Annotated in this window: 23 protein-coding genes; 4 read left to right on the plus strand and 19 right to left on the minus strand. The window is 58.8% G+C overall.

Annotation, left to right across the window (positions count from 1 at the left end; genetic code table 11):
• Positions 1–32: 32 nt before the first annotated feature.
• From glgC to AC07U6_RS08825, 8 genes are all read right to left on the minus strand, one after another.
• Positions 33–1,322, minus strand: coding sequence for a glucose-1-phosphate adenylyltransferase (gene glgC / locus AC07U6_RS08790; protein ID WP_494764064.1), 1,290 nt, complete (start codon positions 1,320–1,322; stop codon positions 33–35).
• A 15-nt stretch (positions 1,323–1,337) separates the two neighbouring features.
• On the minus strand, positions 1,338–3,311 hold the full coding sequence (gene glgX, locus AC07U6_RS08795) for a glycogen debranching protein GlgX (RefSeq protein WP_494764063.1): 1,974 nt from the start codon (positions 3,309–3,311) through the stop codon (positions 1,338–1,340).
• Positions 3,311–5,494 (minus strand): 1,4-alpha-glucan branching enzyme, encoded by a 2,184-nt coding sequence (gene glgB / locus AC07U6_RS08800; protein ID WP_494764062.1) that lies wholly within the window; start codon positions 5,492–5,494, stop codon positions 3,311–3,313. Before glgB ends, glgX begins: the two co-directional genes overlap by 1 nt.
• 467 nt (positions 5,495–5,961) lie before the next feature.
• Positions 5,962–7,071 (minus strand): aspartate-semialdehyde dehydrogenase, encoded by a 1,110-nt coding sequence (gene asd, locus AC07U6_RS08805; RefSeq protein ID WP_105592180.1) that lies wholly within the window; start codon positions 7,069–7,071, stop codon positions 5,962–5,964.
• Positions 7,072–7,429: 358 nt separating this feature from the next.
• Entirely contained in the window at positions 7,430–8,770 is a 1,341-nt protein-coding gene (gene gntU, locus AC07U6_RS08810) for a gluconate transporter (protein WP_494764061.1), read from the minus strand.
• A 10-nt stretch (positions 8,771–8,780) separates the two neighbouring features.
• Entirely contained in the window at positions 8,781–9,320 is a 540-nt protein-coding gene (gntK, locus tag AC07U6_RS08815) for a gluconokinase (protein WP_494764060.1), read from the minus strand.
• Positions 9,321–9,512: 192 nt separating this feature from the next.
• The gene (gene gntR, locus AC07U6_RS08820; RefSeq protein WP_494764059.1) at positions 9,513–10,508 is read right to left on the minus strand and encodes a gluconate operon transcriptional repressor GntR; all 996 of its coding nucleotides are present in this window, start codon (positions 10,506–10,508) and stop codon (positions 9,513–9,515) included.
• A 113-nt stretch (positions 10,509–10,621) separates the two neighbouring features.
• Complete coding sequence (locus tag AC07U6_RS08825) at positions 10,622–11,317, minus strand: pirin family protein (RefSeq protein ID WP_494764058.1); 696 nt, start codon at positions 11,315–11,317, stop codon at positions 10,622–10,624.
• Positions 11,318–11,481: 164 nt separating this feature from the next.
• Between AC07U6_RS08825 and AC07U6_RS08830 the strand changes: the two genes are divergently transcribed.
• Both AC07U6_RS08830 and AC07U6_RS08835 read left to right on the plus strand, forming a co-directional pair.
• Complete coding sequence (locus tag AC07U6_RS08830) at positions 11,482–11,628, plus strand: hypothetical protein (RefSeq protein WP_494764057.1); 147 nt, start codon at positions 11,482–11,484, stop codon at positions 11,626–11,628.
• Positions 11,629–11,863: 235 nt separating this feature from the next.
• Positions 11,864–12,358 (plus strand): GNAT family N-acetyltransferase, encoded by a 495-nt coding sequence (locus AC07U6_RS08835; protein ID WP_494764056.1) that lies wholly within the window; start codon positions 11,864–11,866, stop codon positions 12,356–12,358.
• 16 nt (positions 12,359–12,374) lie between these two features.
• On the opposite strand, the gene AC07U6_RS08840 is transcribed toward AC07U6_RS08835, so the two are convergent.
• Entirely contained in the window at positions 12,375–13,382 is a 1,008-nt protein-coding gene (locus tag AC07U6_RS08840; protein WP_494764055.1) for a LacI family DNA-binding transcriptional regulator, read from the minus strand.
• A gap of 119 nt (positions 13,383–13,501) precedes the next feature.
• Here AC07U6_RS08840 and AC07U6_RS08845 point away from each other — a divergent pair, with 119 nt between their 5' ends.
• The gene (locus tag AC07U6_RS08845) at positions 13,502–14,332 is read left to right on the plus strand and encodes an SDR family oxidoreductase (RefSeq protein WP_494764054.1); all 831 of its coding nucleotides are present in this window, start codon (positions 13,502–13,504) and stop codon (positions 14,330–14,332) included.
• A gap of 9 nt (positions 14,333–14,341) precedes the next feature.
• Positions 14,342–15,484, plus strand: coding sequence for a phytanoyl-CoA dioxygenase family protein (locus AC07U6_RS08850; protein ID WP_494764053.1), 1,143 nt, complete (start codon positions 14,342–14,344; stop codon positions 15,482–15,484).
• Positions 15,485–15,614: 130 nt separating this feature from the next.
• On the opposite strand, the gene araD is transcribed toward AC07U6_RS08850, so the two are convergent.
• The 10 genes from araD to AC07U6_RS08900 form a co-directional block, all read right to left on the minus strand.
• Positions 15,615–16,313 (minus strand): L-ribulose-5-phosphate 4-epimerase, encoded by a 699-nt coding sequence (gene araD, locus AC07U6_RS08855; protein WP_494764052.1) that lies wholly within the window; start codon positions 16,311–16,313, stop codon positions 15,615–15,617.
• Complete coding sequence (locus tag AC07U6_RS08860; protein WP_494764051.1) at positions 16,310–17,167, minus strand: L-ribulose-5-phosphate 3-epimerase; 858 nt, start codon at positions 17,165–17,167, stop codon at positions 16,310–16,312. The genes araD and AC07U6_RS08860 overlap by 4 nt, the downstream gene beginning before the upstream one ends.
• A gap of 1 nt (position 17,168) precedes the next feature.
• Complete coding sequence (gene ulaD, locus AC07U6_RS08865) at positions 17,169–17,831, minus strand: 3-keto-L-gulonate-6-phosphate decarboxylase UlaD (protein ID WP_494764050.1); 663 nt, start codon at positions 17,829–17,831, stop codon at positions 17,169–17,171.
• A gap of 3 nt (positions 17,832–17,834) precedes the next feature.
• Positions 17,835–19,310: an FGGY-family carbohydrate kinase gene (locus AC07U6_RS08870; RefSeq protein ID WP_494764049.1), complete on the minus strand. Its 1,476-nt coding sequence runs from the start codon at positions 19,308–19,310 to the stop codon at positions 17,835–17,837.
• Complete coding sequence (locus tag AC07U6_RS08875; protein WP_494764048.1) at positions 19,307–20,128, minus strand: MFS transporter; 822 nt, start codon at positions 20,126–20,128, stop codon at positions 19,307–19,309. Before AC07U6_RS08875 ends, AC07U6_RS08870 begins: the two co-directional genes overlap by 4 nt.
• Positions 20,125–20,610 carry a NanQ anomerase/TabA/YiaL family protein gene (locus tag AC07U6_RS08880; protein WP_494764047.1) on the minus strand — a complete coding sequence of 162 codons (486 nt, stop codon included), beginning with the start codon at positions 20,608–20,610 and terminating at the stop codon, positions 20,125–20,127. Before AC07U6_RS08880 ends, AC07U6_RS08875 begins: the two co-directional genes overlap by 4 nt.
• 13 nt (positions 20,611–20,623) lie before the next feature.
• The gene (gene yiaK / locus AC07U6_RS08885; protein WP_494764046.1) at positions 20,624–21,622 is read right to left on the minus strand and encodes a 3-dehydro-L-gulonate 2-dehydrogenase; all 999 of its coding nucleotides are present in this window, start codon (positions 21,620–21,622) and stop codon (positions 20,624–20,626) included.
• A gap of 287 nt (positions 21,623–21,909) precedes the next feature.
• Complete coding sequence (locus AC07U6_RS08890; RefSeq protein WP_494764045.1) at positions 21,910–22,761, minus strand: SMP-30/gluconolactonase/LRE family protein; 852 nt, start codon at positions 22,759–22,761, stop codon at positions 21,910–21,912.
• A gap of 13 nt (positions 22,762–22,774) precedes the next feature.
• Complete coding sequence (locus AC07U6_RS08895; RefSeq protein ID WP_494764044.1) at positions 22,775–23,875, minus strand: ABC transporter substrate-binding protein; 1,101 nt, start codon at positions 23,873–23,875, stop codon at positions 22,775–22,777.
• Positions 23,872–24,969: an ABC transporter permease gene (locus tag AC07U6_RS08900; protein ID WP_494764043.1), complete on the minus strand. Its 1,098-nt coding sequence runs from the start codon at positions 24,967–24,969 to the stop codon at positions 23,872–23,874. The genes AC07U6_RS08895 and AC07U6_RS08900 overlap by 4 nt, the downstream gene beginning before the upstream one ends.
• Between the last annotated feature and the right edge of the window lie 17 nt (positions 24,970–24,986).

The following is a 24,986-nucleotide window of genomic DNA, read 5'->3' on the forward strand; positions in this document are numbered from 1 at the left end:
CGTGATGCCATCAGGCCATCACGTTTTTCCGCCTAGCTGATCCAGCCGAGCTTCGCCAGCATGGTCCTTGTGACCAGAACAATTCCCTCTTCCGATCGGTGGAAACGCCGGGCATCATCATCCGGGTTTTCGCCAATCACCGTTCCTTCTGGCAGCACGCAGGCGCGGTCTATCACGCAGCGGCGCAGGCGGCAGGAACGTCCCACCTCCACATCCGGCAGTAATACCGACGACTCAATATTGCAGAAGGAGTTGATTCGAACGCGGGAGAACAGCACCGAGTTCACTACCACCGAGCCGGAGATAATGCAGCCTCCCGACACCAGTGAATTCATTGTCATACCATGGCTACCGGAACGGTCCTGAACGAATTTCGCCGGCGGCAGCGGCTCCATATGGGTACGAATTGGCCAGGTACTGTCGTACATATCCAGCTCCGGCGTGACCGAAGCCAGATCGAGGTTTGCCTTCCAGTAGGCTTCCAGCGTACCGACATCGCGCCAGTAGGGCTCAACGGCTTCCCCACTTTGCACGCAGGACAGATTGAAGGAGTGAGCCAGTGCTTCACCGCTGGCAACGATCTTCGGCAGCAAATCTTTGCCGAAGTCGTGGTCGGACTCCGGCAGCTCCTGGTCGGCTTCCAGCAGGCGATAAAGATAGTCGGCGTCAAATACGTAGATGCCCATACTGGCCAGCGCCTTGCTGTCATCACCGGGCATCGACGGCGGATCGGCGGGTTTCTCCAGAAATTCCACCACGCGGTTATTTTCATCCACTTTCATTACGCCATACGAACTGGCTTCTTCCAGCGGTACCGGCAGGCAGGCGATGGTGCAGCGCGCGTCGTTTTCGACGTGGTCGATTAGCATGCGGGAGTAGTCCATCTTATAGATGTGATCGCCTGCCAGAATAACGATGTACTGCGCGCGGTAGCGCCGGATGATATCAAGGTTCTGCGTGACCGCATCGGCGGTGCCGCGATACCAGTGCTCTGTCGATAGCCGCTGCTGGGCAGGCAGAAGATCGACAAACTCATTCATCTCTTCATTCAGGAACGACCAGCCGCGCTGAATATGCTGCACCAGCGTGTGCGACTGATATTGGGTGATCACCGCGATGCGGCGGATGCCTGAATTCAGGCAGTTAGAGAGTGCGAAGTCGATAATGCGAAACTTGCCGCCGAAGTGAACCGCCGGTTTGGCGCGTTTGGCGGTGAGATCGCGTAACCGGGTACCGCGTCCACCGGCAAGGATCAGCGCAACGGTTTGCGTTGGCAGCTGTCTTGCCAGCATCAGGGAGTCGTTCTTATTGAGTTTGACCATGCAATACTCCTGGTATTATTTTTCCTGAAACACGCACACACCGTGCGCTGCACCATGCCAGACAGTTGACCGGATCGGATTATCGTCCCCGGCAAAGGGCGGAATGGCGTGCCAATTTCCCTGAGGTAAAATCAGGTCACACACTTCTTCGGTGGCGTTGAGCACAATCAGCCAGTGCTGCGAAAGCCGGATTTGCAAACGATGCGCTCCCTGCTGCCACTCACTGGCGCTGAGCGGCTGGCCCTGCTGGTTCAGCCATTCAACGTTCCCATCACCTTCCTGCCACCAGCGATCGCTTTGCAGCGCCGGAATGCGGCGGCGCAGATGGATCAGTGCGGCAGTAAAGGAAAATAACCCGCTATCGCGGTGCAGCCAGTCAAGCCAGGTCAGCGGATTATCCTGGCAATAGGCATTATTATTTCCGTGCTGGCTGTGGCCGTGCTCATCGCCTGCCAGCAGCATCGGCGTTCCCTGCGCCAGTAGCAGCGTGGTCAGCAGCGCATGCACACTGCGGCGGCGATGCTCCGTAACCAGCAGCGGTGCGTGCAGCCCTTCCACGCCGTGGTTATGGCTGAAATTGCTGCTGCTGCCGTCACGGTTATCTTCGCCGTTGGCCTCATTATGTTTTTGATTGAAACTGACCACATCGCGCAGGGTAAAACCGTCGTGCGCGGTGATCAGATTAATACTGCTGGAAGGTGGCCGCTCGTCACGTTGAAAAACATCACTGGAAGCGGCAAACCGCCGGGCAAACTCACCGTTGGAAAGGTCGCTATGCAGCCAGTAACGGCGGGCGGCATCGCGGAAGTGATCGTTCCATTCGGCAAACGGCCATGGGAAATTGCCCACCTGATAGCCACCCGGCCCGATATCCCAGGGTTCGGCGATCATTTTGCATTTTGACAGCAGAGGGTCGGCGGCGATCGCCTGGAACAGCGGTGCATCACGCTGGTAGCCCGGAGTACGGCCTAATACCGTCGCCAGATCGAAGCGGAAGCCGTCAACGTGGCACACCTCCACCCAGTAGCGCAGGCAGTCGAGCGCCCAGGCCATCACCTGCGGATGGCTGAGGTTTTGCGCGTTACCGCAGCCGGTCCAGTTCTGGTACTCGCTCTGTTCCGTCAGCCAGTAATAACTCTGGTTATCAATGCCGCGCATCGACAGCATCGGCCCGGTTTCTTCCAGCTCCGCCGTGTGGTTAAACACCACGTCCAGAATCACCTCGATCCCCGCCTGATGCAGCGCTTTCACTGCCTGCTGAAACTCCTGCCGAGCATTGTCACCCGCCGCATAGCGGGTATCCAGCGCGTAGCAGGCCAGCGGATTGTAGCCCCAGTAGTTGGTCAGCCCCATGCGCAGCAGGCGCGGTTCGCTGGCGAAGCAGGCCACCGGCAGCAGTTCTAGGCTGGTGATACCCAACTGCTGAAAATAGCGAATCATCACCGGATGCCCTAGCGCGGCATAGGTACCGCGAATCTCCGGCGGGAGATCGGGATGCTGGCAGGTCAGCCCGCGAACGTGGGCCTCATAAATCACCGTGCTGCCCCAGGGAACCCGCGGTGCGGCATCATCTTCCCAGTCGAAGTTATCGGCCAGTACCACGCATTTCGGCGCAATGCTGCTGTTATCCGCCGTGTCCGGTTCCCGATCGCCGCACTGGAAGCGCGGATCGTCACACACTTCCCCCTCTACCTGATACGCGCAGGGATCGATCAGCAGCTTCGCCGGGTTAAATCGCTGCCCCTGTGCCGGAGCCCACGGGCCGTGTACCCGATAGCCGTAGCGCTGGCCCGGATGAATGGCAGGCAGATACCCGTGCCAGATATCACCGCTGCGTGCGGGCAGATCGACACGTTTCTCTCGGCCATTCTCATCAAACAGGCACAGCTCTACGCGCTCCGCATGCTGAGAGAACAGCGTAAAGTTAACGCCTTTGCCGTCGTAGCTGGCCCCGAGGGGCTGCGGTTTACCCGAACGTATCGGTGCCATTACGCCTCCCGAACCAGCCACAGAGTGGAAAGCGGTGGCAGCGTCAGGCTTAGCGAGTGGCTGCGGCCGTGGCTTCCCCAGCTGTCGGTATCAATGGTGCCGCCGTTACCGAGATTACTGCCGTGATAGTGACCTGAATCGGTGTTCAGCACTTCACGCCAGCGCCCGCCCTGTGAGATGCCAAAGCGGTAGTCATAGCGCGGCACCGGAGTGAAATTACTGGCGACGATCAGCTCATTACCATCGCGGTCACGGCGCACGTAGACAAATACCGAGTTTTCGAAGTCATCCACTACCAGCCACTCAAACCCGGCGGGTTCGAAGTCGAGCTGATACAGGGCCGGATGAGCGCGGTAGGTGTGGTTGAGGTCGCGCACCAGCCGCTGCACGCCGTTATGCCAGCTGTCTTCCCCTTCCAGCAGGTGCCAGTCGAGGCTGCTGTCGTGATTCCACTCGCGCCCCTGGGCAAACTCGTTCCCCATAAACAGCAGCTTTTTGCCGGGGAAGCCGAACATCCAGCCGTAGTAGGCGCGCAGGTTGGCAAATTTCTGCCAGGCGTCTCCCGGCATGCGGTCGAGAATCGATCGTTTACCGTGAACCACTTCATCGTGCGACAGCGGCAGCACGAAATTCTCGGTGTAGTTGTAGAGCATGCCGAAGGTCATCAGATTGTGATGGTAGCGGCGATGAACCGGGTCCAGCTTCATGTAGTCGAGCGTGTCGTGCATCCAGCCGAGGTTCCACTTGAACCAGAAGCCCAGCCCGCCCATTTCCGGCGGACGCGAGACGCCGTTAAAGTCCGTCGATTCTTCAGCAACGGTGATGGAACCCGGCGCGGCATGGCCCAGCGTGCGGTTGGTGTAGCGCAGGAAGGAGATCGCCTCCAGATTTTCCCGCCCGCCGTAATAGTTCGGTACCCATTCACCTTCTGCACGGCTGTAGTCGCGATAAATCATTGAGGCCACGGCATCCACACGCAGGCCATCAATGCCAAAACGTTCGATCCAGTACAGCGCATTGCCCGCCAGATAGTTGCTCACTTCCCGGCGGCCAAAGTTATAAATCAGGGTATTCCAGTCCTGGTGATAGCCTTCACGCGGGTCACTGTGTTCGTACAGATTGGTGCCGTCAAAATTCGACAGGCCAAATTCATCTGACGGAAAGTGGCCCGGTACCCAGTCGAGCAGCACGTTAAGCCCGGCGTTGTGCGCGGCCGCAATAAACGAACGGAATTCGTCGCGGGTACCAAAACGACGGGTTGGCGCGTAGAGGCCCAGCGGCTGATAGCCCCAGCTGCCGTCAAAAGGATGCTCGTTAATCGGCATCAGCTCCAGATGGGTAAAGCCCATCTCCACGGCATAAGGGACCAGCTGTTCTTCCAGCTCTTTGTAGCTCAGCCAGAAGTTGTTATCGGTATGGCGACGCCAGGAACCCAGATGCACCTCATAAATTGAGATGGGAACGTCAAAGCCGTTGGCACGCTGGCGCTCTGGGGCGATTTCGGTTTTTTCCGGCAGGCCGCAGATCATCGAGGCCGTCTGAGGGCGCATCTGGGCTTCAAAGGCATACGGGTCGGCCTTCATCCGCAGCTGGCCGTGAGCATCGACGATTTCGAACTTGTACAGCTGGCCAGGCCGGGCCGCAGGAATAAACAGCTCCCATACGCCCAGCTCACGGCGGAAGCGCATTGGATGGCGGCGGCCGTCCCAATAGTTAAACTCGCCCACGACGGAAACGCGCTGGGCATTCGGTGCCCATACGGAAAAGCGCGTGCCGATGACGTTATCAATAACATCGGCATGCGCGCCCATTTTTTCGTACGGACGCAGGTGCGTACCTTCCGCCAGCAGCCAGCTGTCCATTTCGGGCAGCAGCGAGCCAAAACGGTAGGCATCATCGATCAGGTTTTGCTGGCCGTGCCAGGTGACAGCCAGCTGATAGCGAAACAGGTTTTTACGCCGCGGGATCACCGCCTGAAAAAAACCGCGCCCGTCCAGGCACTCCAGCTGCGCGCATTTGCGCCCGGTGCTGGTTTCAATCACCCAGACTTCGCTGGCGTCCGGCAGCAGCGCGCGAACCACCAGGCCCTTGTTGGTTTGATGCATACCCAATAGAGAAAAAGGGTCAGCGAGGTGACCAGAAAGTAAGGCATTAATCACACGACGATCGGCAAGCTCTGACATGACTTTCTTCCCATGATAGACGGCAGACGATGACCGAACGTTAAAAACGTTTCGGACATGCTCTGCTCTTCGTTGAGCTTAATGGCATGCTGCAGGGGATATGACCATCCGCTGGAAAAACCATCGCAGCACGCGATAATAAACCCTGAAGCGAAACTATTATTTGCTGATGGAACAACGACTGATTTAAGCATAGCCAGGTGACAACAATAGCCGGGTACGAAAGCGTAAAAATATTTCTTTCACATCAAACTGTACTGCTGTTAGGGCGTAAGGCAGGAATGTCAGAAACTTCTTAAGCGCCAGCTGGGGAGAACCCCGACTCAGGCGGAAAAACTCAAAACGGTAGATCGGGTATTCAGAAAAACAGGTAATAGCGGGTCATGCCGTTAGTGATAATTACTGAATCAGAATATAACATACAGATACTTTTCCCTGCCGCAGGCGACAGGGGAAAGCGCAGCCGTTTAGCCCACCAGCAGGCGCAGCATACGGCGCAGCGGTTCAGCCGCACCCCACAGCAGCTGATCGCCAACGGTGAAGGCAGAAAGGTATTCCGGCCCCATATTCAGCTTGCGCAGACGGCCCACCGGGGTATTCAGCGTGCCAGTTACCGCAGCAGGCGTCAGCTCACGCATAGTCAGCTCACGATCGTTCGGCACCACTTTCACCCACTCGTTGTGGGAAGCCAGCAGCTGGGTTACCTCATCCAGCGGCACGTCTTTTTTCAGTTTCAGCGTAAATGCCTGGCTGTGGCAGCGCAGCGCACCAACACGAACGCACAGACCGTCTACCGGAATCACGCTGTCGGTGCGCAGGATTTTGTTAGTTTCCGCCTGGCCTTTCCACTCTTCGCGGCTCTGGCCGTTTTCCAGTTGCTTATCGATCCACGGGATCAGGCTGCCGGCCAGCGGAACGCCGAAGTTATCGGTTGGCAGAGTGCCGCTACGCGTCAGCTCGGTCACGCGGCGCTCGATGTCGAGAATCGCCGATGCCGGGTTGTGCAGCTCTTTCGCCACGTGGTCATGCAGCATGCCCATCTGAGCCAGCAGTTCACGCATGTGGCGTGCGCCGCCGCCGGATGCCGCCTGATAGGTGGCAACGGAGGCCCACTCCACCAGATCGTTGGCAAACAGACCGCCCAGCGACATCAACATCAGGCTGACCGTGCAGTTACCGCCAACGAAGGTTTTAATGCCGTTGTTCAGGCCGTCGTGGATAACCTGGTGGTTCACCGGGTCGAGGATAATAATCGCATCGTCCTTCATGCGCAGCGTGGAAGCAGCGTCAATCCAGTAACCCTGCCAGCCAGCGGCACGCAGTTTTGGATAAACTTCGCTGGTGTAATCGCCACCCTGGCAGGTGATGATGATATCCAGTGCGCTCAGCGCATCGATATCAAACGCATCCTGCAGCGTACCGGCAGAACGGCCGCCGAACTCCGGCGCGGCCTGGCCGTGCTGGGAAGTGGAGAAAAACACCGGGCGTACAACGTCAAAGTCACGCTCTTCGATCATACGCTGCATCAGCACGGAACCAACCATGCCACGCCAACCGACAAGTCCTACAGTTTTCATTATCTACCTTTACCTCGGGCCTGCACTGATAACGCCCGTAATTCAGTTAAAATCACCGGAATGTACTCTGTCCAAATCTACAAGGTGCAGCAAAAGTGGCAAGTGAATTAAATCGATTAAGGGGATTTTTTTAGCAGAGGGGCTAATAATCCACGGCCGTCGGCGTGAGGCAAGAGTATTAACGCGGATGTCTGATAACGGGAGCAACCCTATTATCGTTGTTAAATCGACCATCAGAGCGGGTTTTACCGAGGATTATAGGGGTTTTGGCGTATCAGGAGCCGAAACCTCGTCATAGAGCGGTAATATACAGAATCGCAGAAGGGGGAGGGCAGTTTCCGCCGCCCCTTCTGATTTATTACGACAGCAGCTCGAAAGCAATCAGACCGATAACCGCCCCAACCGTTCCGAGGATGGTTTCCATCATCGTCCAGGTCTTCAGGGTTTGCCCTTCCGTTGCACCGGTAAAGCGGCCAAACAGCCAGAAACCGGCGTCGTTGACGTGGCTGAAGATAATCGAGCCACCGGCAATACAGATCGACAGCGCGGCCAGCTGGGCACCGGAATAATGCAGCGGCTCAATCACCGGCATAATCAGCCCCACGGCGGTCAGGCAGGCCACGGTCGCCGAGCCCTGAATAATGCGCACCGCACCGGACAGGACGAAGCAGGCCAGCGCAACGGGCAGCCCCGCGCCGGTCAGGGCATTGCCCAATGCAGGACCCACGCCGGAATCCACCAGCACCTGCTTAAACACACCACCGGCACCGATCACCAGCAGGATGATCCCCGCCGGCTGTAGCGCCGCACCGCAGATCTGCATCACGCGCTCTTTATCCATGCCCTGACGGTAAGCCAGGCCGTAAATCGCCACCAGGCAGGCCAGCAGAATCGCGGTAAACGGGTGGCCGATAAATTCCAGCCACTCATACAGGCGGGAACCGGGTTCGGTAAAGCGGGTGCCGATGGTTTTCAGTCCCACCAGCACCAGCGGGAACAGAATCAGCGACAGGCTGAAGCCAAACGATGGCAGCTTGCTCTCATCAAATTCGGGATGCTCGCTCTCCGCTGGCGGTGTGAACTGTACGTGCTGGCTGATAAAGCGGCCAAATAGCGGACCGGCAATCAGCATGCCCGGGATCGCCGCACACAGCCCCAGCAGGATCATCCAGCCGAAATCGGCGTGCATCTGCGAGGCCAGCAGCATCGGGGCAGGCCCCGGCAGCAGGAACGCCGCTGCTGCCGCAACTCCGGCAAACAGCGGAATCACCAGCTTTACCAGGTTATCCCCGGTGCGGCGCGCCACGGCGAAGGCGATACTGATCAGCAATACGACCGCCACTTCAAAGAACAGCGGCAGCGCACAGATCAGTCCGGCAATACCCATCGCATAGTGCGCACGGCTTTCACCGAAGGCCTTCAGCATGCGGATGGCGATCTGATCGACCGCGCCGGTTTCATGCAGGATCTTGCCAAACATCGCTCCCAGCGCTACGACGATGGCGAGGAAGCCGAGCGTGCCGCCCATGCCTTTTTCCATCGTCTGGGCGATTTTATCCAGCGGCATACCGGAGAACAAACCGGCACCAATCGACACTAACATCAGCGCCACAAAGGCGTGCATACGCGCCTTCATCACTAAAAACAGCAGCAGTAATACCGAACCCGCTGCGGTCAAAACCAGTGTTGCAGTACTCATTACACCCTACTTACTTCGTCTTGTTGATGGCACCGTCAATGGCTTTCAGCGTTGAGGCAATGACGTCATCAAGGGACTGATTAATATCAATAACCAACACATCTTTCTCTTCGCTGCCCGGTTCTTCCAGCGTGGCGAACTGGGTAACCAGCATCTGCGGCTTAAAGAAATGGCCTTTACGCGCGCGCAGGCGGGATTCGATGGTGTCGAAATCGCCCTTCAGGTAGACGAAGGAAAGGTTCTGGTTCCCTTCACGCAGGATGTCGCGATAGTGCTTTTTCAGCGCCGAGCAGACGATCAACGACACGTCATTGGTGCGCTGCATGGCGAAGGCTGCGTCGTTAATCGCCTTCAGCCACGGTTTACGGTCGGCGTCGTCCAGCGGATGACCACCGGCCATTTTTTCAATGTTGGCGCGCGGGTGCAGGAAATCGCCGTCAAGGAAGGCGGCTTTCAGTTCATGTGCAACGGCATTGGCCACGGCGGATTTGCCGCTGCCGGATACGCCCATCAGTACGAATACGTGATTGGACGGGGGAGATGAGGTCATTATTTTTGCTCCGTCAGAGTCATAAGCAGGTGTGAACGGCAATTTGTTATCGGTAACATTGTCTGGTGCTGTACAAATTATGGCAACAGCTGCGGCGGGAAAAGCTGGTAAGTGTGAGGAGCTTCAAAAAAACGGCAAAAACAGCGTGAGGGAGGCACAAAGAGATAACGGACGCGAATGCGTCCGTCGGGGTTAAATACTTTCGCCCATAGACAGCGTGAAGCCGATATCCAGCGGCCCACAATCGACTTCTTCACCGCGAATGCGCGCCAGCAGCATCGCGGCGGCTGCGTGGCCCATCTGTTCGCGCGGGGTCTGCACGGTAGCCAGCTGCGGGGTAGTGGCCCTGGAAATATCGTGGCCGTGAAAACCGGCGATCGCCATCTGTTCCGGTACCCGCAGCCCCTGCCGCTGGCACTCAAACATCGCGCCCACCGCCAGGTCATCGTTGGTGCAGAACAGGCTGTCGGTCTGCGGATAGCGCTTTTGCGCCTCGCGCAGCAGCATCGCACCGGCGGTAAACGACGAGGCAGCTTCCATCATCACGGTTTTTGGCTCCAGTCCCGCCTCGCGCATTGCCTGGGCGTAACCGCGCTCTTTTTGCAGCGTTCGCTCATCCAGCCGCGCACCGAGGTAAACCGTGTGCCGATGGCCGCGCTGTAAAATAGCCTGAGTCATCTGCCGCGCCGCCTCAACGTTATCGAATCCCACCGCCATATCCAGGCAGGGAGAGACACTGTCCATCATCTCAATCACCGGGATGCCGGCGGTTTCAATCATGCGCAGGCTGGCGGCGGTGTGGGTGCGTTCAGTCAGGATCAGGCCGTCGATATTCCAGCCCAGCAGGGAGCGCAGCTGCAGCTCCTCTTTCTCCGGGCTGTAGCCGAAGTGGCCGACCAGCGTCTGGTAGCCCGCCGCATCGGTAACGGTTTCAATGCCGTGCAGAACGTCGGCAAAGACCTGGTTGGTCAGCGACGGCAGCAGCACGCCAATCGCCCGGCTGGTGGCGTTAGAGAGCATATCCGGCGCACGGTTAGGAATGTAGCCCAGCTCATCCAGCGCGGCGGCAATTTTGCCCTGCAGCGCGGCGGAAACCTGCTCGGGGTTACGGAGATAGCGGCTGACGGTCATTTTGGTGATGCCGATACGGTCGGCAACATCCTGAAGTACCGGTCTTTTTTTCTTCATTAGGCTTCAGCTGGTTGGTCGGTATCCGGCTGAGTGTAACAAAAATGCGCGGGAAATAGAGAAAGGGCGCGGTTTCCCGCGCCCGAAGTGTGATGCAGTTATCTTCCCGCGGCTTAAACCGGCGGCAGATCGAACAGCAGGATTTCGGCATCACTGCTGGCGATAATCTCCAGCGATGGCTCATCCCAGATAGCAAAGGCGTCGCTGATGGTGGCCGCTTTGCCATTCACGGTGATATCGCCTTTCACCACCTGAATCCAGGTCTTACGGCCTTCTGCCACTTCTGCGGTGCCCTGCTCGCCCGCTTTAAACGCCCAGCGGGACAGCGTCATATCCTGGTAAACCTTCAGTGAACCGTCGCGCGCATCCGGCGACAGCACCAGCTGACGGCCCTGCACATCATCAAAGCGGCGCTGTGCGTAGCGCGGCTCAATGCCGGTTCTTTCCGGGATAATCCAGATCTGATACAGATGCAGCGGCACGTCTTTGCTGGCGTTGTACTCGGAGTGACGTACGCCGGTGCCCGCGCTCATAATCTGGAACTCACCCGCCGGGATCTGCTCTTTGTTACCCATGCTGTCCTGATGCTCCACGGTACCGGAGAGCACGTAGGTCAGGATCTCCATATCTTTATGAGGATGGGTGCCAAAACCCTGGCCGCCATCAATTACGTCTTCGTTAATCACCCGCAGCGCGGAGAAGCCCATAAAGTTGGCGTCATAATAGTTAGCGAAAGAGAAGGTGTGATAACTGTCCAGCCAGCCATGGTTTGCGTGGCCCCGATCCTGTGCTTTACGTAAGTAGATCATATTCAATTCTCCTCAATGTTTTAACGTAGTCTGCGCCGGATCGGATCGTGTTGATAGCGGAGAAAATTGTCTCCTCTATTCAAATTATTCGATGAAATAGCGGCGATATCATCAGTCAGGTTGGGATAGCGTGACAACCCGGTCTTTCAGGAGGGAAAGGATTCATGGACAAAAGTGACAGCAATATTGAAGGTGAAGACGGCACCAGCAACTGTAAAAATGACCGCAGTAGTCACGACGACAGTGGCCATCGCAGCAGCGGCGAAATCGGTATCAAACGATGGAAGGAGTCGCCGGGTAAGATGGGATGAGCCAGGCAAAACGCAGGCAAAAAAAAGCCAGCACCCGAGCTGGCTAAGAAATACTGGAAGCAATGTGAGCAATGTCGTGCCTTCTCAGCCAGTAGTACAGCTCTGCTGAAAACGCATAGCAATAATAATCATTATCATTCGCACTTGTAAAGCTCTTTTCTGATTATTTTTTACTTGATCTGATGATTAAAAACCCTGATTTTAAAGAGGATTTCTATAACTAAGGAGAGTAAAGGTGAGTGAGATTATCGTTCGACACGCCGAGCCTGATGACGCTGCGGCGCTGCATCAAATGTACAGCCAGCCGGAAACCTACAGCGATACGCTTCAGCTCCCTTACCCTTCACTACAGCGCTGGCAGGAGAAGCTAAAGAACACGCCGGACGGCCAGCACATGCTGGTGGCCTGCATTAACGGCCAGATTGTCGGGCAGTGTTTCGTGGTGCTGAATACCCCGGCGCGCCGCCGCCATACGGCCACGTTTGGCCTGGGCGTGGACATCCGCCATCGCGGTAAGGGCGTGGCGAAGGCGATGATGACGGCGATAGTCGATCTCTGCGACAGCTGGCTGCAGGTGGATCGCATTGAACTTACCGTTTACGCCGATAATCAGGCGGCCATTGCGCTGTATGAGAAATTTGGCTTCGTGACCGAAGGCCGCGGCGTTCGTTTCGGCGTGCGCAACGGCGTGCAGGTCGATGCACTGTTTATGGCGCGCCTGAAAGACTGAATCCTGCGGGTGACGCCTACAGATTAAAGGGCGTCACCACGTTCACCCGCGAAAAAGCCCCCATTTCCTCTTCCGGCGGTAAAAATCCGTGAAAGCGCAGGATTGCCTGTAGCGCACTGCGGGCATCGGCACGCAGATCGTGATCGATCACCGCATCCAGCTGCCGCGCGGCCAGCATTTCACGATTTTCTTCATCCAGATCGTGGGCAATAAAGGCCCGCAGCGAGCGCTGCTGGCTGGCAAACGCGCGATATATGGCACGATTTCCCCCGCCAACGCTGTACACCGCGCTGATGGCCGGATCGCTGGCCAGCGCTTCGATCACTCGCTCAAACGTCAGGTTATCCACGCCGTAGCCTTCACTGATGCGCACCACCTTATGCTGCGGCGCAAGCTGGCGCAGCCCGTCACTAAATCCGGCCACCCGCTCCTCTTCGCCGCGAAATCCGGCGCTGCTCAACACCACCGCCACCGAATGGGGCTGCGGCCCCAGCCAGCGCGACAATAGATAGGCCGCCGTATGACCCGCGCTGCCATTATTCATGCCCACATAGCGAATGCGCGCGCTGTCGGGCAGATCGGTCACCAGCGTGACGACCGGCACCCGCTGGCGCAGCAGTTGTTCCACGCTGGCGTTCAGCGGCGCTTCATCACTGACCTTGAGAATGACGCCGTAGCTGTCGCTGCCGCAGCGCAAAAGTAACTGCTGGAGGGCCTTCGCATCGATCTGTTCAAAGACGTGAAAACGCAGCATCAGGCGGAACGGTGCCAGGCTGCCGAGCTGGCTGAGTAGGGCGGCGCTGACCAGCGAGCTGAAGCGCTCTGGGGTATGCAGCACTACGTCAATATTCAGCGTTCTGCCGCTGGCCAGATTCACCCGCTGCTGTAGCTCAAGATCGCGGATCGCGGCGGCAATGCGTCGATCGGTTTGTGGATGCACGCTGCCGCGTTTATGCAGCGCGCGATCCACCGTCGCTTTGCTGACGCCCGACTGTGCGGCGATCTGTTTAATCGAGAACTTCATAATTTGAGGTCTTTTTGAGGTTGTTGGCGCGTGTTGTTAAAAAAATGTAAGTGATAAGGTGGCTCAGAGCAATTGTTCCTCACCCTGTATCCGATAAAAAACACGAAAGGCGCTTAATCATGAGTTCAGACTTCAACAATCAGTTTCAGAACAAAGTGTATGTGGTGACCGGCGGTACCCAGGGCCTGGGTGCGGCGGTGGCTGAACTGCTGGCCGAGCGCGGCGCGCGTGGCCTGATTATCTGCGGCCGTAATGCGCGCGCCGGTGAAGAGCAGGTAGCAAAGCTGCGGGCGCTGGGCTGTGATGCCGGATTTGTCGCCGCCGACCTGACCGCTCCGCACTCCTGCGAGCAGGTGATCGCCGCGGCTGAAAGCCGCTTCGGCGTGCTGCACGGCCTGGTCAACTGCGCCGGGATGTCCGATCGCGGCACCATCCTTAACACCACCCCGGAGCTGTTTGACGCTATCTTCGCCGTTAACGTCCGTGCACCGTTCTTCCTGATGCAGGCGGCAATCAAACTGATGGTGGCGAACGGCACGGAAGGCAGCATCGTTAATATCATCACCATGACCTCCCACGGCGGTCAGAGCTTCCTCACCACCTATGCTGCATCAAAAGGCGCGCTGGTGACGCTGACGAAAAACGTGGCGTTCAGCGCCATGCGTAACCGCATTCGGGTGAATGGCCTGAATATTGGCTGGATGGACACACCGCACGAGGATGATATTCAGAAGCAGTATCACCAGGCCTCCGATGACTGGCTGGAGAAAGCCGAGCGCGAGCAGCCGTTTGGCCGCCTGCTGAAGCCGCGGGAAGTGGCGCGCGGCGTGGCGTTTTTGCTCTCTGAAGAGTCCGGGATGATGACCGGTGCGGTGATTGATTTTGACCAGAATGTGGTGGGCTGCGGTGACGACGGCGCACCAAAACCCCAGCAGCCGCTGAGCCTGTAAGGAGTCGTTATGAACGCTATCTATCTGCAGGAAAAGCAGCTGAATATTGATGAGTTTGCGGCGGTTTGCCGCCAGACACTGCGTCAGGACGATTATCCGCTGGCGCAGGGCAGCGAGCTGAACGTGCTGATTTACCGCGCCGATTCGCTGCTGAGCGCCGCGCGTGATGACCGCAAAGCGGTGCTGAGCGAGCTGCACCGCGCACTCTCTTCCGGCCCCGGCGTATTTGTGGTGAAAGGACTGTATGACAACCTGGCAGCGGTGGATCGCAGCAGCCAGCTGTTTGAAGCGATTCTGAAAGACGAAGCGGCAGCGGGCGGCGGCGGCGATCACTTCGCCAAAGCGGGCAGCAACGGCCGCATCTGGAATGCGCTGCAAAAAGTCGCGGAGCGCGATGCCGACGCCTTTATTGATTATTACGACAATCCGTTATTGTCGATAATTTGTGAAAGCTGGCTGGGGCCGGGCTACGAGATGACCGCCCAGGTGAACCAGGTTCGTCCCGGCGGTAAGGCACAGCAGCCGCATCGCGACTACCACCTGGGCTTCCAGAGTAATGAAGTCGTTGAGCAGTTCCCACTGCCGCTGCAAATTCTGTCGCAGTACCTGACTTTGCAGGGTGCAGTGGCGCACACCGATATGCCGATTGAGTCCGGACCGACCCAGCTCCTGCCGTGGTCACAGCAGTATCAGGCGGGCTATCTGGCCTGGCGGGACCCGCAGTTTATTGCCTTTTTCCAGCAGTATGCTATCCAGCTACCGCTGCACAAAGGCGACGGGCTGTTCTTCAACCCGGCGCTGTTCCACGCGGCGGGCAACAATGTCACGCCGGATCGCGTGCGCACCGCCAACCTGCTGCAGGTGTCATCAAGCTTTGGCAAAACCATGGAAAAGGTCAACCATATCAAGGTGCTGAAAAGTATCTATCCGGCCCTGCTTCAGCGCGATCTGCCGGAAGATAAGCTCAGTGCCGTTATTGCATCCGCTGCGGAGGGCTACTCATTTCCAACCAATCTGGATACCGATCCGCCGCTGGGCGGGCTGGTGCCGCAGACCCAGCAGGCCCTGTTGTTACAGGCGCTGCGAGAGAAGTGGACGCCGGTACATTTCAACCAGCAGCTGGCAGAGCATACGCAGAAACGTCAGGCATGATGCCGGAAGAGGAAACGAAGGAATGTGCTGATTTTGACATTCGCCTGCTCTTTGCCGTGCTGATCTGACAGCGGTGCTTCAATGGAACGGCCCCGTTACGCATAACGGGGCACGATCCTGCAACCGTCACTCACTGCCCGTAATACGCATTCGCCCCGTGCTTACGTAAATAGTGCTTATCCAGCAGTACCTGCTGCATATCCCCGATCCCCGGCGTCAGCTGCCGCGAGAAAATCCCCATATAGGCCACTTCCTCCAGCACCACCGCATTGTGCACCGCATTATCCGCATTGCTGCCCCAGGCAAACGGACCGTGGGCGTTGACCAGCACCGCCGGAACGGCTGCCGGACTGATATCGCGCGAGTGGAAGGTTTCAATAATCACTTCGCCGGTATTGTGCTCGTAATCCTTTGCAATTTCCTGCACAGTCATCAGCCGCGTGCAGGGGATTTTGCCGTAGAAATAGTCGGCGTGCGTGGTGCCCCAGGCGGGCAGATCCAGCCCGGACTGCGCCCAGATGGTGGCGTGGCGCGAGTGGGTATGCACGATACCGCCGACGGTTTCAAAGGCGCGATACAGCGCCAGATGCGTTGCCGTATCGGAAGAGGGCTTCTTGCTGCCTTCCACCACGCGGCCGCTCTCCAGATCCACCACCACGATATCGTCCACCGTCATCACATCGTAATCCACGCCGGAAGGCTTGATCGCTACGCGGCCGCTGGCACGGTCAATTGCGCTGACGTTGCCCCAGGTAAAGGTCACCAGATTATGGCGCGGCAGGGCGAGGTTGGCCTCGAACACCTGTTCTTTCAGGGACGTTTTGCTCACAGTAATCCTCCTTCCTGCATTTTTTGTTCAATCCAGCGCCGCGCCTGTACGATCTCGGCCACCGGCTCTTCGGCTTTTTCGGTCCACATTTCAATCAGGAATGCGCCGCGATAGTTAATCTGCTTCAGCGTGCGGAATACGCTGACAAAATCGACGCAGCCTTCGCCAAACGGCACGTCGCGGAACTGGCCCGGTGAATCATTGGTGACCGGCAGGGTGTCTTTCAGGTGAATTGCGGCGATGCGATCGATGCCCAGCGCCAGCTCGGCGCTGACGTCGTTGCCCCAGGCGCTGAGGTTGCCGACGTCCGGATAAACGGTGAACCACGGCGACGCCAGCTGGCGATCCCAGTGCTTCCACTTGCTGATGGAGTTCATAAACTCGGTGTCCATGATTTCCACCGCCAGCATCACCTGCGCCGCCGCCGCACGTTCCACCGCCCAGGCCAGCCCTTCGGCGAAGCGGGTGACGGTACCTTCATCGTGCGATTCGTAATAAACGTCATAGCCGGCCAGCTGGATGGTGCGGATACCGGTGTCCTTTGCCAGCTGGATGGCGCGCTGCATCAGATCGTACGCCTGCTGGCGAACGGCCGGATCGCGGCTGCCAAACGGGAAGCGGCGATGGCCGGACAGGCACATTGACGGGATGTTGACCCCGGTTTCAATCATCGCGTCCACCAGCGACAGGCGCTGGGCTTTGGTCCAGTCTAGGCGCGCCAGGCGGGCATCGGTTTCATCTACCGACATCTCAACAAAGTCAAAGCCGCAGGCCTTCGCCAGCGCCAGACGTTCCGGCCAGCTCAGGTGCGCGGGCAGGGCTTTTTCATAAATTCCTAACGGATGCTGGCGCATGTTATTTCCCCCAGATACTGTCGATGGCCAGATGGAACTCGGCGGAGGTGGCCAGACCGTTGGCGCTTTCTGTCAGCGCACGGCCCACGATAAAGGCGCGCACGTCGATCTCTTTGAACTGCGGCAGCTCCTGCGGGGTGATCCCGCCGGTCACCGACAGTCCGAAGCCGAGGTCGGAGAGTGCTTTCATCGCGTCGAGATCCTGCTGGCTCCAGCGCTGCCCCTGGGCCTGCGCATCGCGGCCACGGTGGTAAATCGCCTGCTTCAGGCCGAGGGCGCGCCAGCTGCGGGCGTCGTCCATCGTCCAGTTGCCGAACAGCTCGATCTGGATCTCGCCCTGATAGCGCTGGGCAACGTCATGGGCACTGGCAAAGGTGGCCAGCGGTGCGGCACAGATTACCGTCATCCAGTTAGCACCGGCCTCAAACGCCAGCTCGGCCAGCGTCGATCCGGCATCGGCGACCTTAAAATCGGCCACCAGGGTTTTCTCCGGCAGGCGCTGTCGCAGCTGGCGCACCGCCTCCACGCCCGCGCTGAAGCAGAGAATGGTGCCGGCTTCCACGATATCGACGTGCTCGTGCAGGCGATCGGCGGCATCAAGGGCGGCGTCCAGCCGGGTCTGATCCAGCGCCAGCTGCAGTTGAGGGACAGAGGAACGGCTCATGAGTTACTCCTGGTTGGCGGCAATCAGTGCCGTAATAAGTTTCTGATAGCGAAGGTATTTTTTCTGGTAGAGCGCGTGGTGCTCGGCGTTTGGCTGGTAGCTGACGATCGCCGGGTCCAGCGCCCGCTGCGCCTGCTGTAGCGACGGCAGCGCGCCGGTTCCGGTCATCGCCACCAGCGCCGCTCCCAGGCAGCCGCTCTCTTCAATCTGCGGGATCTCCACCGGCAGGCCGCTGATATCGGCAAACATCTGCATCCACTCGGCTGAACGCGTGGGTCCGCCGGTCAGGCGCAGGGCGCTGACGTTGGGGAAGCGTTTGAGAATGCGGTTCAGGTGGGTCAGATGCGAGAACACCACGCCTTCATAAATCGCCTGCACCAGATGCCCGCGCTGGTGGCCCGCCTGCAGGCCGTAGAAGCTGGCGTGCAGGTTGGCCCCGGCGTTGTTGCCGTAGAGGAACGGCACGAACAGCAGCGAGCTGGCCGCCGGAGGCAGTTCTGCCACCCACTGGTTCAGCTGCGCGTAGTCGTCGATGCCCCACTGCTGGCAGAACCATTCCAGATTGGCAGCGGAGGTCGGGCTGGCTTCGTGAACGATGTACTGGCCGTCAATGGCGTAGCGGCCGTACACGAAGGGGTAATCCACTTCATCGCTCAGGCAGTCGGTAATGCCGCTGGTCACCGACCAGGTGCCCATCACCGCATTCAGCCGCGTGTCGTCGTACAGTCCGGCGCACAGCGCGGTGGACACCACGTCAAACAGTCCGCCGACCACCGGCGTGCCTTCCGCCAGCCCGCACTGCGCGGCGGCGGCGGGCGTAATGTGACCCGCCACGTCGCTGGAGCCGACAATCGGCGGCAGGGCAGGCAGGATCTCCGCGATATCCAGCTGCTCCGCCAGCGCGGGCGACCAGTCGCCCTGCTGCATGTCATACAGGTTGGATTCAGAGATATTGGTTTCTTCACAGGCCCGTTCACCGGTCAGGCAGAAGCGCAGATAGTCGTGCGCCATCATCACGCTGCCGATCGCGGCATAGCGTTCCGGCTCGTGCTCCTTAACCCAGCGCAGCAGCGAAACCGGATGCCCGGTCCACAGCGTCTGACGGGTTACCGGATAGAGCGCCTGCGGTACGCCTTCACGCTGCCAGCGCTGAACCAGCTCCAGCGCGCGGCGGTCGGAAGAGAGCATGCCGTTACCCAGCGGCTGGCCCTGTTTATCGAGCAGGAACAGCCCTTTACCCTGTGCGGAGATCCCCATGCTGCGCACGTCTGCGGCATCGATCCCGCCGTTTTCCAGCACCTGACGGATCACCGTGGCGGCCACCTGCCACAGCTGGTTCATATCGCGTTCCGCCCGGCCCGGTTCCGGCACCAGCACCGCAAGGTTCTGCCGTGCTACCGCCTGTTCATGGCCTGATGCGTCATACAGCCCGGCCTTAATAAAGGTGCCGCCGCAGTCCAGCCCCAGCCAGTAACTCATGCGGCCCCCTTCTGCGGTGCATCGCAGCGGGCGGGTAGCGTCAGCGCCAGTACCGAAGCAATCGCCAGTGGGATCGCCAGGCTGTAAACACCAGCATCTTTGCTGTATTCGGCAATCAGCACGCCGACCATATACGGACCGCAGAAGCCGCCGAGGTTGCCCAGTGCGTTAATCACTCCGCGTGCGCCGCCTGCCACTTCAGCGTTAAACAGGCGCGGAGGAATACCCCAGAATACCCCGGCCGCCGACTGAATAAACACCCAGCAGCCGACCAGCGCGGCGTAGGACCACCAGATATGCGCTTTCAGCAGCACCGACAGCGCCATACAAATAGCAAACCCGGCCAGCGGCAGCGCAACAAACAGCTTGCGGCGTCCGGTGGCATCGGACAGCGACGAGAAGATAAACATGCCGAAGATCACACCGACGTACGGCAGCATACCCTCTTCGGAAACACCGAGCAGGAAGCGCAGCCCCAGCAGCTGGAACTGATAGGTGGCCATACCGGTGAGGATGGCGATCATCGCCCAGGCCAGCAGCGACCAGCCGATAAAGCGTTCACCGTTGCCGTAGACTGCCAGCTTGCCGCCGGGCACCTGCAGGAACAGATAGCTGATAAAGAAGCTCCCGCCCGCCAGACCGGCCATGGAGGCGCTGATGCCCAGTTCGTCATCCATACCGCCCGGCATAGCGAAGGCGATATTCACGCGATCCATATAAGAGATAATGCAGGCGATCAGGATCGGAGGGATGATCCGCAGCCAGCGCGTGGTCGGAATGGACGCGCCGGAAGCCACTGAACTTGAAGTCAGGCTCATAGTGCTCTCTCGAAGTTGATAACGTCGTTAACAGGGATCTTGACCACGACTTTGCGGATCGCCTGCGGGCTGTCGATCATCAGGTTTGGCCGATGAAGATCCTGCGGGAAGAACACGGCGAAATTGCCGGGTTTCATCAGCAGCAGGGTTTCGTTCGGCGCATCGCGATAGAAAATAATGTCGCGATCGGCGTTGTACGGCTGGTGGATGGTCAGCTCGGCCTTTTCCGTTGCCACGCCGATCAGCTCCTCGCCGTGGACCAGAAACTGCACGTCAATAAAGTGGCGGTGGGCTTCGGGGAAGCTCTCGTTGTGCGGGCCGGTCTGTAAATCCAGCACCTGTACCACCCAGCCGGTCCGATCGTGCTGGTAGCGCCCGGCGGCCATCGCCCGCAGATCGTGGCGGGCCAGATAGTCCACGGCGCAGGCGACGGCAGCAGGATAGTGATGCGCTTCGGTATTGTTGATATGTCCAAAAATCATCGCGTTGCTCCTGTTACAGCGCCTGAATGCGCGCCCAGACGCGCTCGTCTACCGGAATGCCCAGCTGCTGGTTTTCCGCGCGGATGCCGGGGAATTTATGGCCCGGCAGACGGATGGCCTGCTCGCCGTTGGCGCGTTCGGCACCGCTGATGGATTCAATAATGCGTGCCAGCTTGGCGTCGCGGGTTGGGCCATCGATCAGGCGATCGACATCAATCGCGATAAACACCTGCGAGATACCGAATTCATCGCCGTTGTCCTGGGTCACTTCGGTTACCGATGAGCCGTTAGAGAGCAGGGTAGCCAGCATATCCAGCACGATAGAGAGGGCGGAACCTTTCCAGTAGCCCATTGGCAGGATGCGGCGGTTTTCTTCAATGGTGGCCGGGTCGCGGGTGTAGTTGCCGTCGTTATCAAAACCGCCGTCCACCGGCAGAGTTTTGCCCGCCAGGCGGTTAATTTCCAGCATGCCGTAGGAGAACATCGACATCGACATATCCACCATGGTTATCGGTTCGCCCGGTACGGCAACGATCAGCGGGTTGGTGCCGATTGCACAGTTTTTTGCGCCCCACGGCGGCATCACCGCAATCGAGTTGGTCCAGCAGATGCCAACATAGCCTTTCTCTGCCGCCTGCCAGCCGTAGCTGCCGCCGCGCATCCAGTGATTAGCATTACGCAGCGCCACCAGGCCGATGCCGTGGCTGTCGGCCAGTTCCATCGCGCGATCCATCATGGTGGTAGCGGTCAGGTTGCCGATTGCGCGGTGCGCATCCCACTGTTCAATCGCACCCAGTGAGAGAATTTTTTCCGGGGCTGCCGTCGGCACGATATGCCCGGCATCCAGCTGCTGAATAAAGCGGGGGAAGCGGTTCACACCGTGGGAGTAAACGCCGCTTTCACTGGTATCGGCAAACAGGGTGGCACAGGCTTCGGCCTTCTCCGCCGCCACGCCGCGCGCCAGTAAAACCCGCAGGAATTCCTGCTTTAACTGCTGGTAGCTGATTCTCATGCTGCTGTTACTCCCCGCCGGTGTGAATTTCAATATATGGAATGTTGTTCCAAATAAATCCTATGAGGTTATCGGAATGAAGTCAAAAAAACGAGGGGTGAATTTATTTTTAAAAAACAGATAGATAAAATTAATGTCAGCTTCTGTGATCGTTGCCACACCCGGTCAAAAACAGGCATGGCAAAGCCGACAGCAAAGTTTCCCCTGCTACAGGCTACATAATACTGACTGTGATTTGAGGCGCGCCGGTACAGCCAGCGATTCGGTCAGCGCGCCGCTGTTCATAACTACTGCCTGATGCGGACGCGGTACAGCGAGCGGGTGGCGGTGATATACAGCTCGTCGCCGTCCGGGCCGCCGAACGTGCAGTTAGACACGCACTCCGGTAGAGGTATTTTGCCGATGCGGTTACCGCCGCTGTCGAAGACGATCACCCCGTCGGCGCAGCTGCACCAGACGTTGCCCCGGCGGTCAACGCAGAAACCGTCCGGAATACCGGGGGCCACCTCGGTAAACCATTTACCGTGGTTCAGCCGATCTCCCTCAACCTGGTACACCCGTAGTTCGCGGCGGCCCAGGGTGGGGAAATCAATCACCGACATATCCGCCACGTACATCAGGCTTTCATCCGGCGAGAAGGCCAGCCCGTTAGGGCGCTGCAGATCGCTGGCGGCGATAGTCAGTATGCCGCTGGCCGGATCGAAGCAGTAGAGATAGCAGCCGATCACCTGACTGTGGGCGTGATAGCCTTCGTCATCGCTGGTGATGCCGTACGGCGGATCGGTAAACCAGATGGTGCCGTCCGAGCGCACTACCACGTCGTTAGGCGAGTTAAAGCGCCTGCCGTCCACCTTTTCTACCAGCATGGTGACGCTGCCGTCGTGCTCGGTGCGGCTGATACCGCGCCGACCGTGCTCGCAGCTGATCACCCGTCCTTCCGCATCCCGCGCGTTGCCGTTGGCGAAGTTAGAAGGGGAGCGCCATACCTCCAGTTCGCCGTTACGCTGCCAGCGAAACATGCGGTTGCCTTTAACGTCGCTGAACACCACCGCATCCTGCTGCGGCAGCCATACCGGGCCTTCCGCCCAGATCGCCGGGGAGCAGAGCGTCTCAATAACCAGATCGTCGGTGATTGCCATAGTCGTGCCTCCGTTACTTCACGCCCCAGATGGCTTTGTAGTGGCCCTGATAGTCGTTCTGCGGGTCGTAATGGTTCTGCGGGCCGCCGTCGCTGCCGATATTTTCTTTGGTGATCAGGTGCGCCGGGGTGACATAACCTGAAGGCGGTTGCCCGGCAAAGGCGCGGTTAAATTCGTCCAGCAGCTGCCAGCCGTGCAGCTTCAGCGGCTCGGCGACGGTGCCGATCTGGCTGTCACCGCTGCGAATGCGCTGGAAGGCGGAAACCGAGCCGTCACCGGCGGAGATATTAAACGGCGCGTTGCTGCCGCCTTTACCCGCCGTTTTCAGCGCCGGGGCCATAAAGTCGAAGTAGAGATCGTTAATCGCCAGCGCGTACTGGAACTTATCGCCGTATTTTTGCAGCAGGCTGAAGGTCATCGACGGCATGCGGTTAGCGGTATCAGCCAGTGGCGTATCGATAAACTCCACGACCTTACAGCCGCTGCACTTCTCGATTTCCCGCTTCATGGTATTCGCTTTATCCAGCGCGATTTGATACAGCGAATCGGTGAAGATCAGCACGCTGGCCTTGCCGCCGGAATGCACCACCGCATACTGCGCGGTCAGACGCGCCACTTCGGTAGAATCGGAGGTGATATTGGTGGTGACGCCGTACTCCGGAATCGGCCCCGGCTGCGGCACCGCGTGCCAGGCCATCAGCACGATTTTTTGCTGCGCGGCCTTTTTCAGTAGCACCTTCGCCACGTTCGGGTTCCAGCCGCCGATCACGATGCCGTCCGGGCGCTGGGCAATTGCCTGATTCAGCGCTGCCAGCTGATCTTTTACCGAACCGCCGCCGTCGAGGGTATCGAGCTTCCAGCCCGCCGCCTTCGCGGCTTCGCTCAGCCCCTGCTGCACGCCCTGCACGCCGCCGTTCTTCATATCGGAGGCGATGAAAATCACCTTCTTGTTAGCCTGTAGTTTTGGCCCGGTGGTCGGGCCGTCCCATTCGGTCACGCTGGCGGTAGCTTTGGTCACTGCCGCTGTGGCCTGGTCAAGATAACTGTCTGCCCGTACCGGTAATGCGGCGGCCAGCAGGGTACTGAGGGTTAAGGCAAGAACGTGAATTTTCATAGCTGACTTCCTGTAGTGGCGTTTTGATTATTGTCAGGAGGCGTCGCCGGGGCGCTCTGGCTGCGAACGACGGCTTTCTGGTTTAACATCCGGCGGCGCTGGGCGTAACCGGCGAGACTAATGGAGAGCAGCAGGGTGGCACCGTTGAACAGCGGTTCAACCCAGAATTCGCCGCCAAACTGCTGGATACCGGCGATACCGATCGCCAGAATGGCAATCCCAACCACCGTGCCCCAGACGTTGACCCGTCCCGGACGAATGGTGGTACTGCCGAGGAAGGCCCCCACCAGCGCGGGCAGCAGATAGTCCATCCCCACGCTGGCCTGGCCTACGCCCTGTTCAGCGGCGATCAGCACGCCGCTAAAACCGGTCAGCACGCTGGAAGCGATAAATGCGCCGATGGTGAATTTATTGACCGCAATGCCGTTCAGCCGCGCCGCCGCCGGATTACCGCCTACCGCGTACATGCAGCGGCCAAGCGGGGTGTGTTCGGTGATCAGCCACAGGACAATGGCCACCGCCAGCACGTAGAACGCGCCAATCGGAATGCCGAAAATTTCGGTGTAGTGCAGGGCGGTAAAGGCATCGGGCAGATCGCCGACGATCTGACGGCCGCCGGAGTGCCACAGTGCGATGGCGTAGAGCACGGTACCGGAGCCCAGGGTAGCCACGAAGCTGTCGATATCCGCCAGCGCCACCAGAATGCCGTTCAGCAGGCCGTACAGCGCGGAGATGACCAGCACAGCCAGTACCGCCATCTGCCAGGAGAAGCCGTACTGCACCTGTAGCGTAATGGCGAGAATGTGCCACAGCACGATCCCAAAACCGACGTTAAGATCGATTTTGCCGACGATCATCGGGATCGTTGCGGCCAGCGCCAGCAGGGCGATCTTGGCTTTACTGGAGAGGATTGCCTGTAGGGTCAGCATACTGGCGAACGACGGCGACAGCGCGGAGAACAGCACCACCAGCAGAACGCACAACAGCAGCAGGCCGTAGCGAGTGATGATTTGCATCGACCACGGGCCTGCGCCGTGCTGGCTGAGACTGACCCGCTGCTCCAGCGCGGTTGATTTGACGGACGTTTTAGACATAGATCTTCTCCTGCCAC

It is taken from the genome of Erwinia sp. GW821-FHT03D09, from assembly GCF_059420805.1.

Excerpts from the sequence above, each read along its gene's own strand:
- AC07U6_RS08900 (WP_494764043.1), bottom strand. The coding sequence starts at position 24,969 with ATGTCTAAAACGTCCGTCAAATCAACCGCGCTGGAGCAGCGGGTCAGT.
- glgC (WP_494764064.1), bottom strand. The coding sequence starts at position 1,322 with ATGGTCAAACTCAATAAGAACGACTCCCTGATGCTGGCAAGACAGCTG.
- AC07U6_RS08870 (WP_494764049.1), bottom strand. The coding sequence starts at position 19,310 with ATGAGTTACTGGCTGGGGCTGGACTGCGGCGGCACCTTTATTAAGGCC.
- AC07U6_RS08825 (WP_494764058.1), bottom strand. The coding sequence starts at position 11,317 with ATGATCTACTTACGTAAAGCACAGGATCGGGGCCACGCAAACCATGGC.
- yiaK (WP_494764046.1), bottom strand. The coding sequence starts at position 21,622 with ATGAGAATCAGCTACCAGCAGTTAAAGCAGGAATTCCTGCGGGTTTTA.
- glgB (WP_494764062.1), bottom strand. The coding sequence starts at position 5,494 with ATGTCAGAGCTTGCCGATCGTCGTGTGATTAATGCCTTACTTTCTGGT.
- AC07U6_RS08875 (WP_494764048.1), bottom strand. The coding sequence starts at position 20,128 with ATGAGCCTGACTTCAAGTTCAGTGGCTTCCGGCGCGTCCATTCCGACC.
- gntU (WP_494764061.1), bottom strand. The coding sequence starts at position 8,770 with ATGAGTACTGCAACACTGGTTTTGACCGCAGCGGGTTCGGTATTACTG.
- AC07U6_RS08845 (WP_494764054.1), top strand. The coding sequence starts at position 13,502 with ATGAGTTCAGACTTCAACAATCAGTTTCAGAACAAAGTGTATGTGGTG.
- AC07U6_RS08840 (WP_494764055.1), bottom strand. The coding sequence starts at position 13,382 with ATGAAGTTCTCGATTAAACAGATCGCCGCACAGTCGGGCGTCAGCAAA.
- gntK (WP_494764060.1), bottom strand. The coding sequence starts at position 9,320 with ATGACCTCATCTCCCCCGTCCAATCACGTATTCGTACTGATGGGCGTA.
- ulaD (WP_494764050.1), bottom strand. The coding sequence starts at position 17,831 with ATGAGCCGTTCCTCTGTCCCTCAACTGCAGCTGGCGCTGGATCAGACC.
- AC07U6_RS08890 (WP_494764045.1), bottom strand. The coding sequence starts at position 22,761 with ATGGCAATCACCGACGATCTGGTTATTGAGACGCTCTGCTCCCCGGCG.
- AC07U6_RS08860 (WP_494764051.1), bottom strand. The coding sequence starts at position 17,167 with ATGCGCCAGCATCCGTTAGGAATTTATGAAAAAGCCCTGCCCGCGCAC.
- gntR (WP_494764059.1), bottom strand. The coding sequence starts at position 10,508 with ATGAAGAAAAAAAGACCGGTACTTCAGGATGTTGCCGACCGTATCGGC.
- asd (WP_105592180.1), bottom strand. The coding sequence starts at position 7,071 with ATGAAAACTGTAGGACTTGTCGGTTGGCGTGGCATGGTTGGTTCCGTG.
- AC07U6_RS08850 (WP_494764053.1), top strand. The coding sequence starts at position 14,342 with ATGAACGCTATCTATCTGCAGGAAAAGCAGCTGAATATTGATGAGTTT.
- glgX (WP_494764063.1), bottom strand. The coding sequence starts at position 3,311 with ATGGCACCGATACGTTCGGGTAAACCGCAGCCCCTCGGGGCCAGCTAC.
- AC07U6_RS08895 (WP_494764044.1), bottom strand. The coding sequence starts at position 23,875 with ATGAAAATTCACGTTCTTGCCTTAACCCTCAGTACCCTGCTGGCCGCC.
- AC07U6_RS08880 (WP_494764047.1), bottom strand. The coding sequence starts at position 20,610 with ATGATTTTTGGACATATCAACAATACCGAAGCGCATCACTATCCTGCT.
- AC07U6_RS08830 (WP_494764057.1), top strand. The coding sequence starts at position 11,482 with ATGGACAAAAGTGACAGCAATATTGAAGGTGAAGACGGCACCAGCAAC.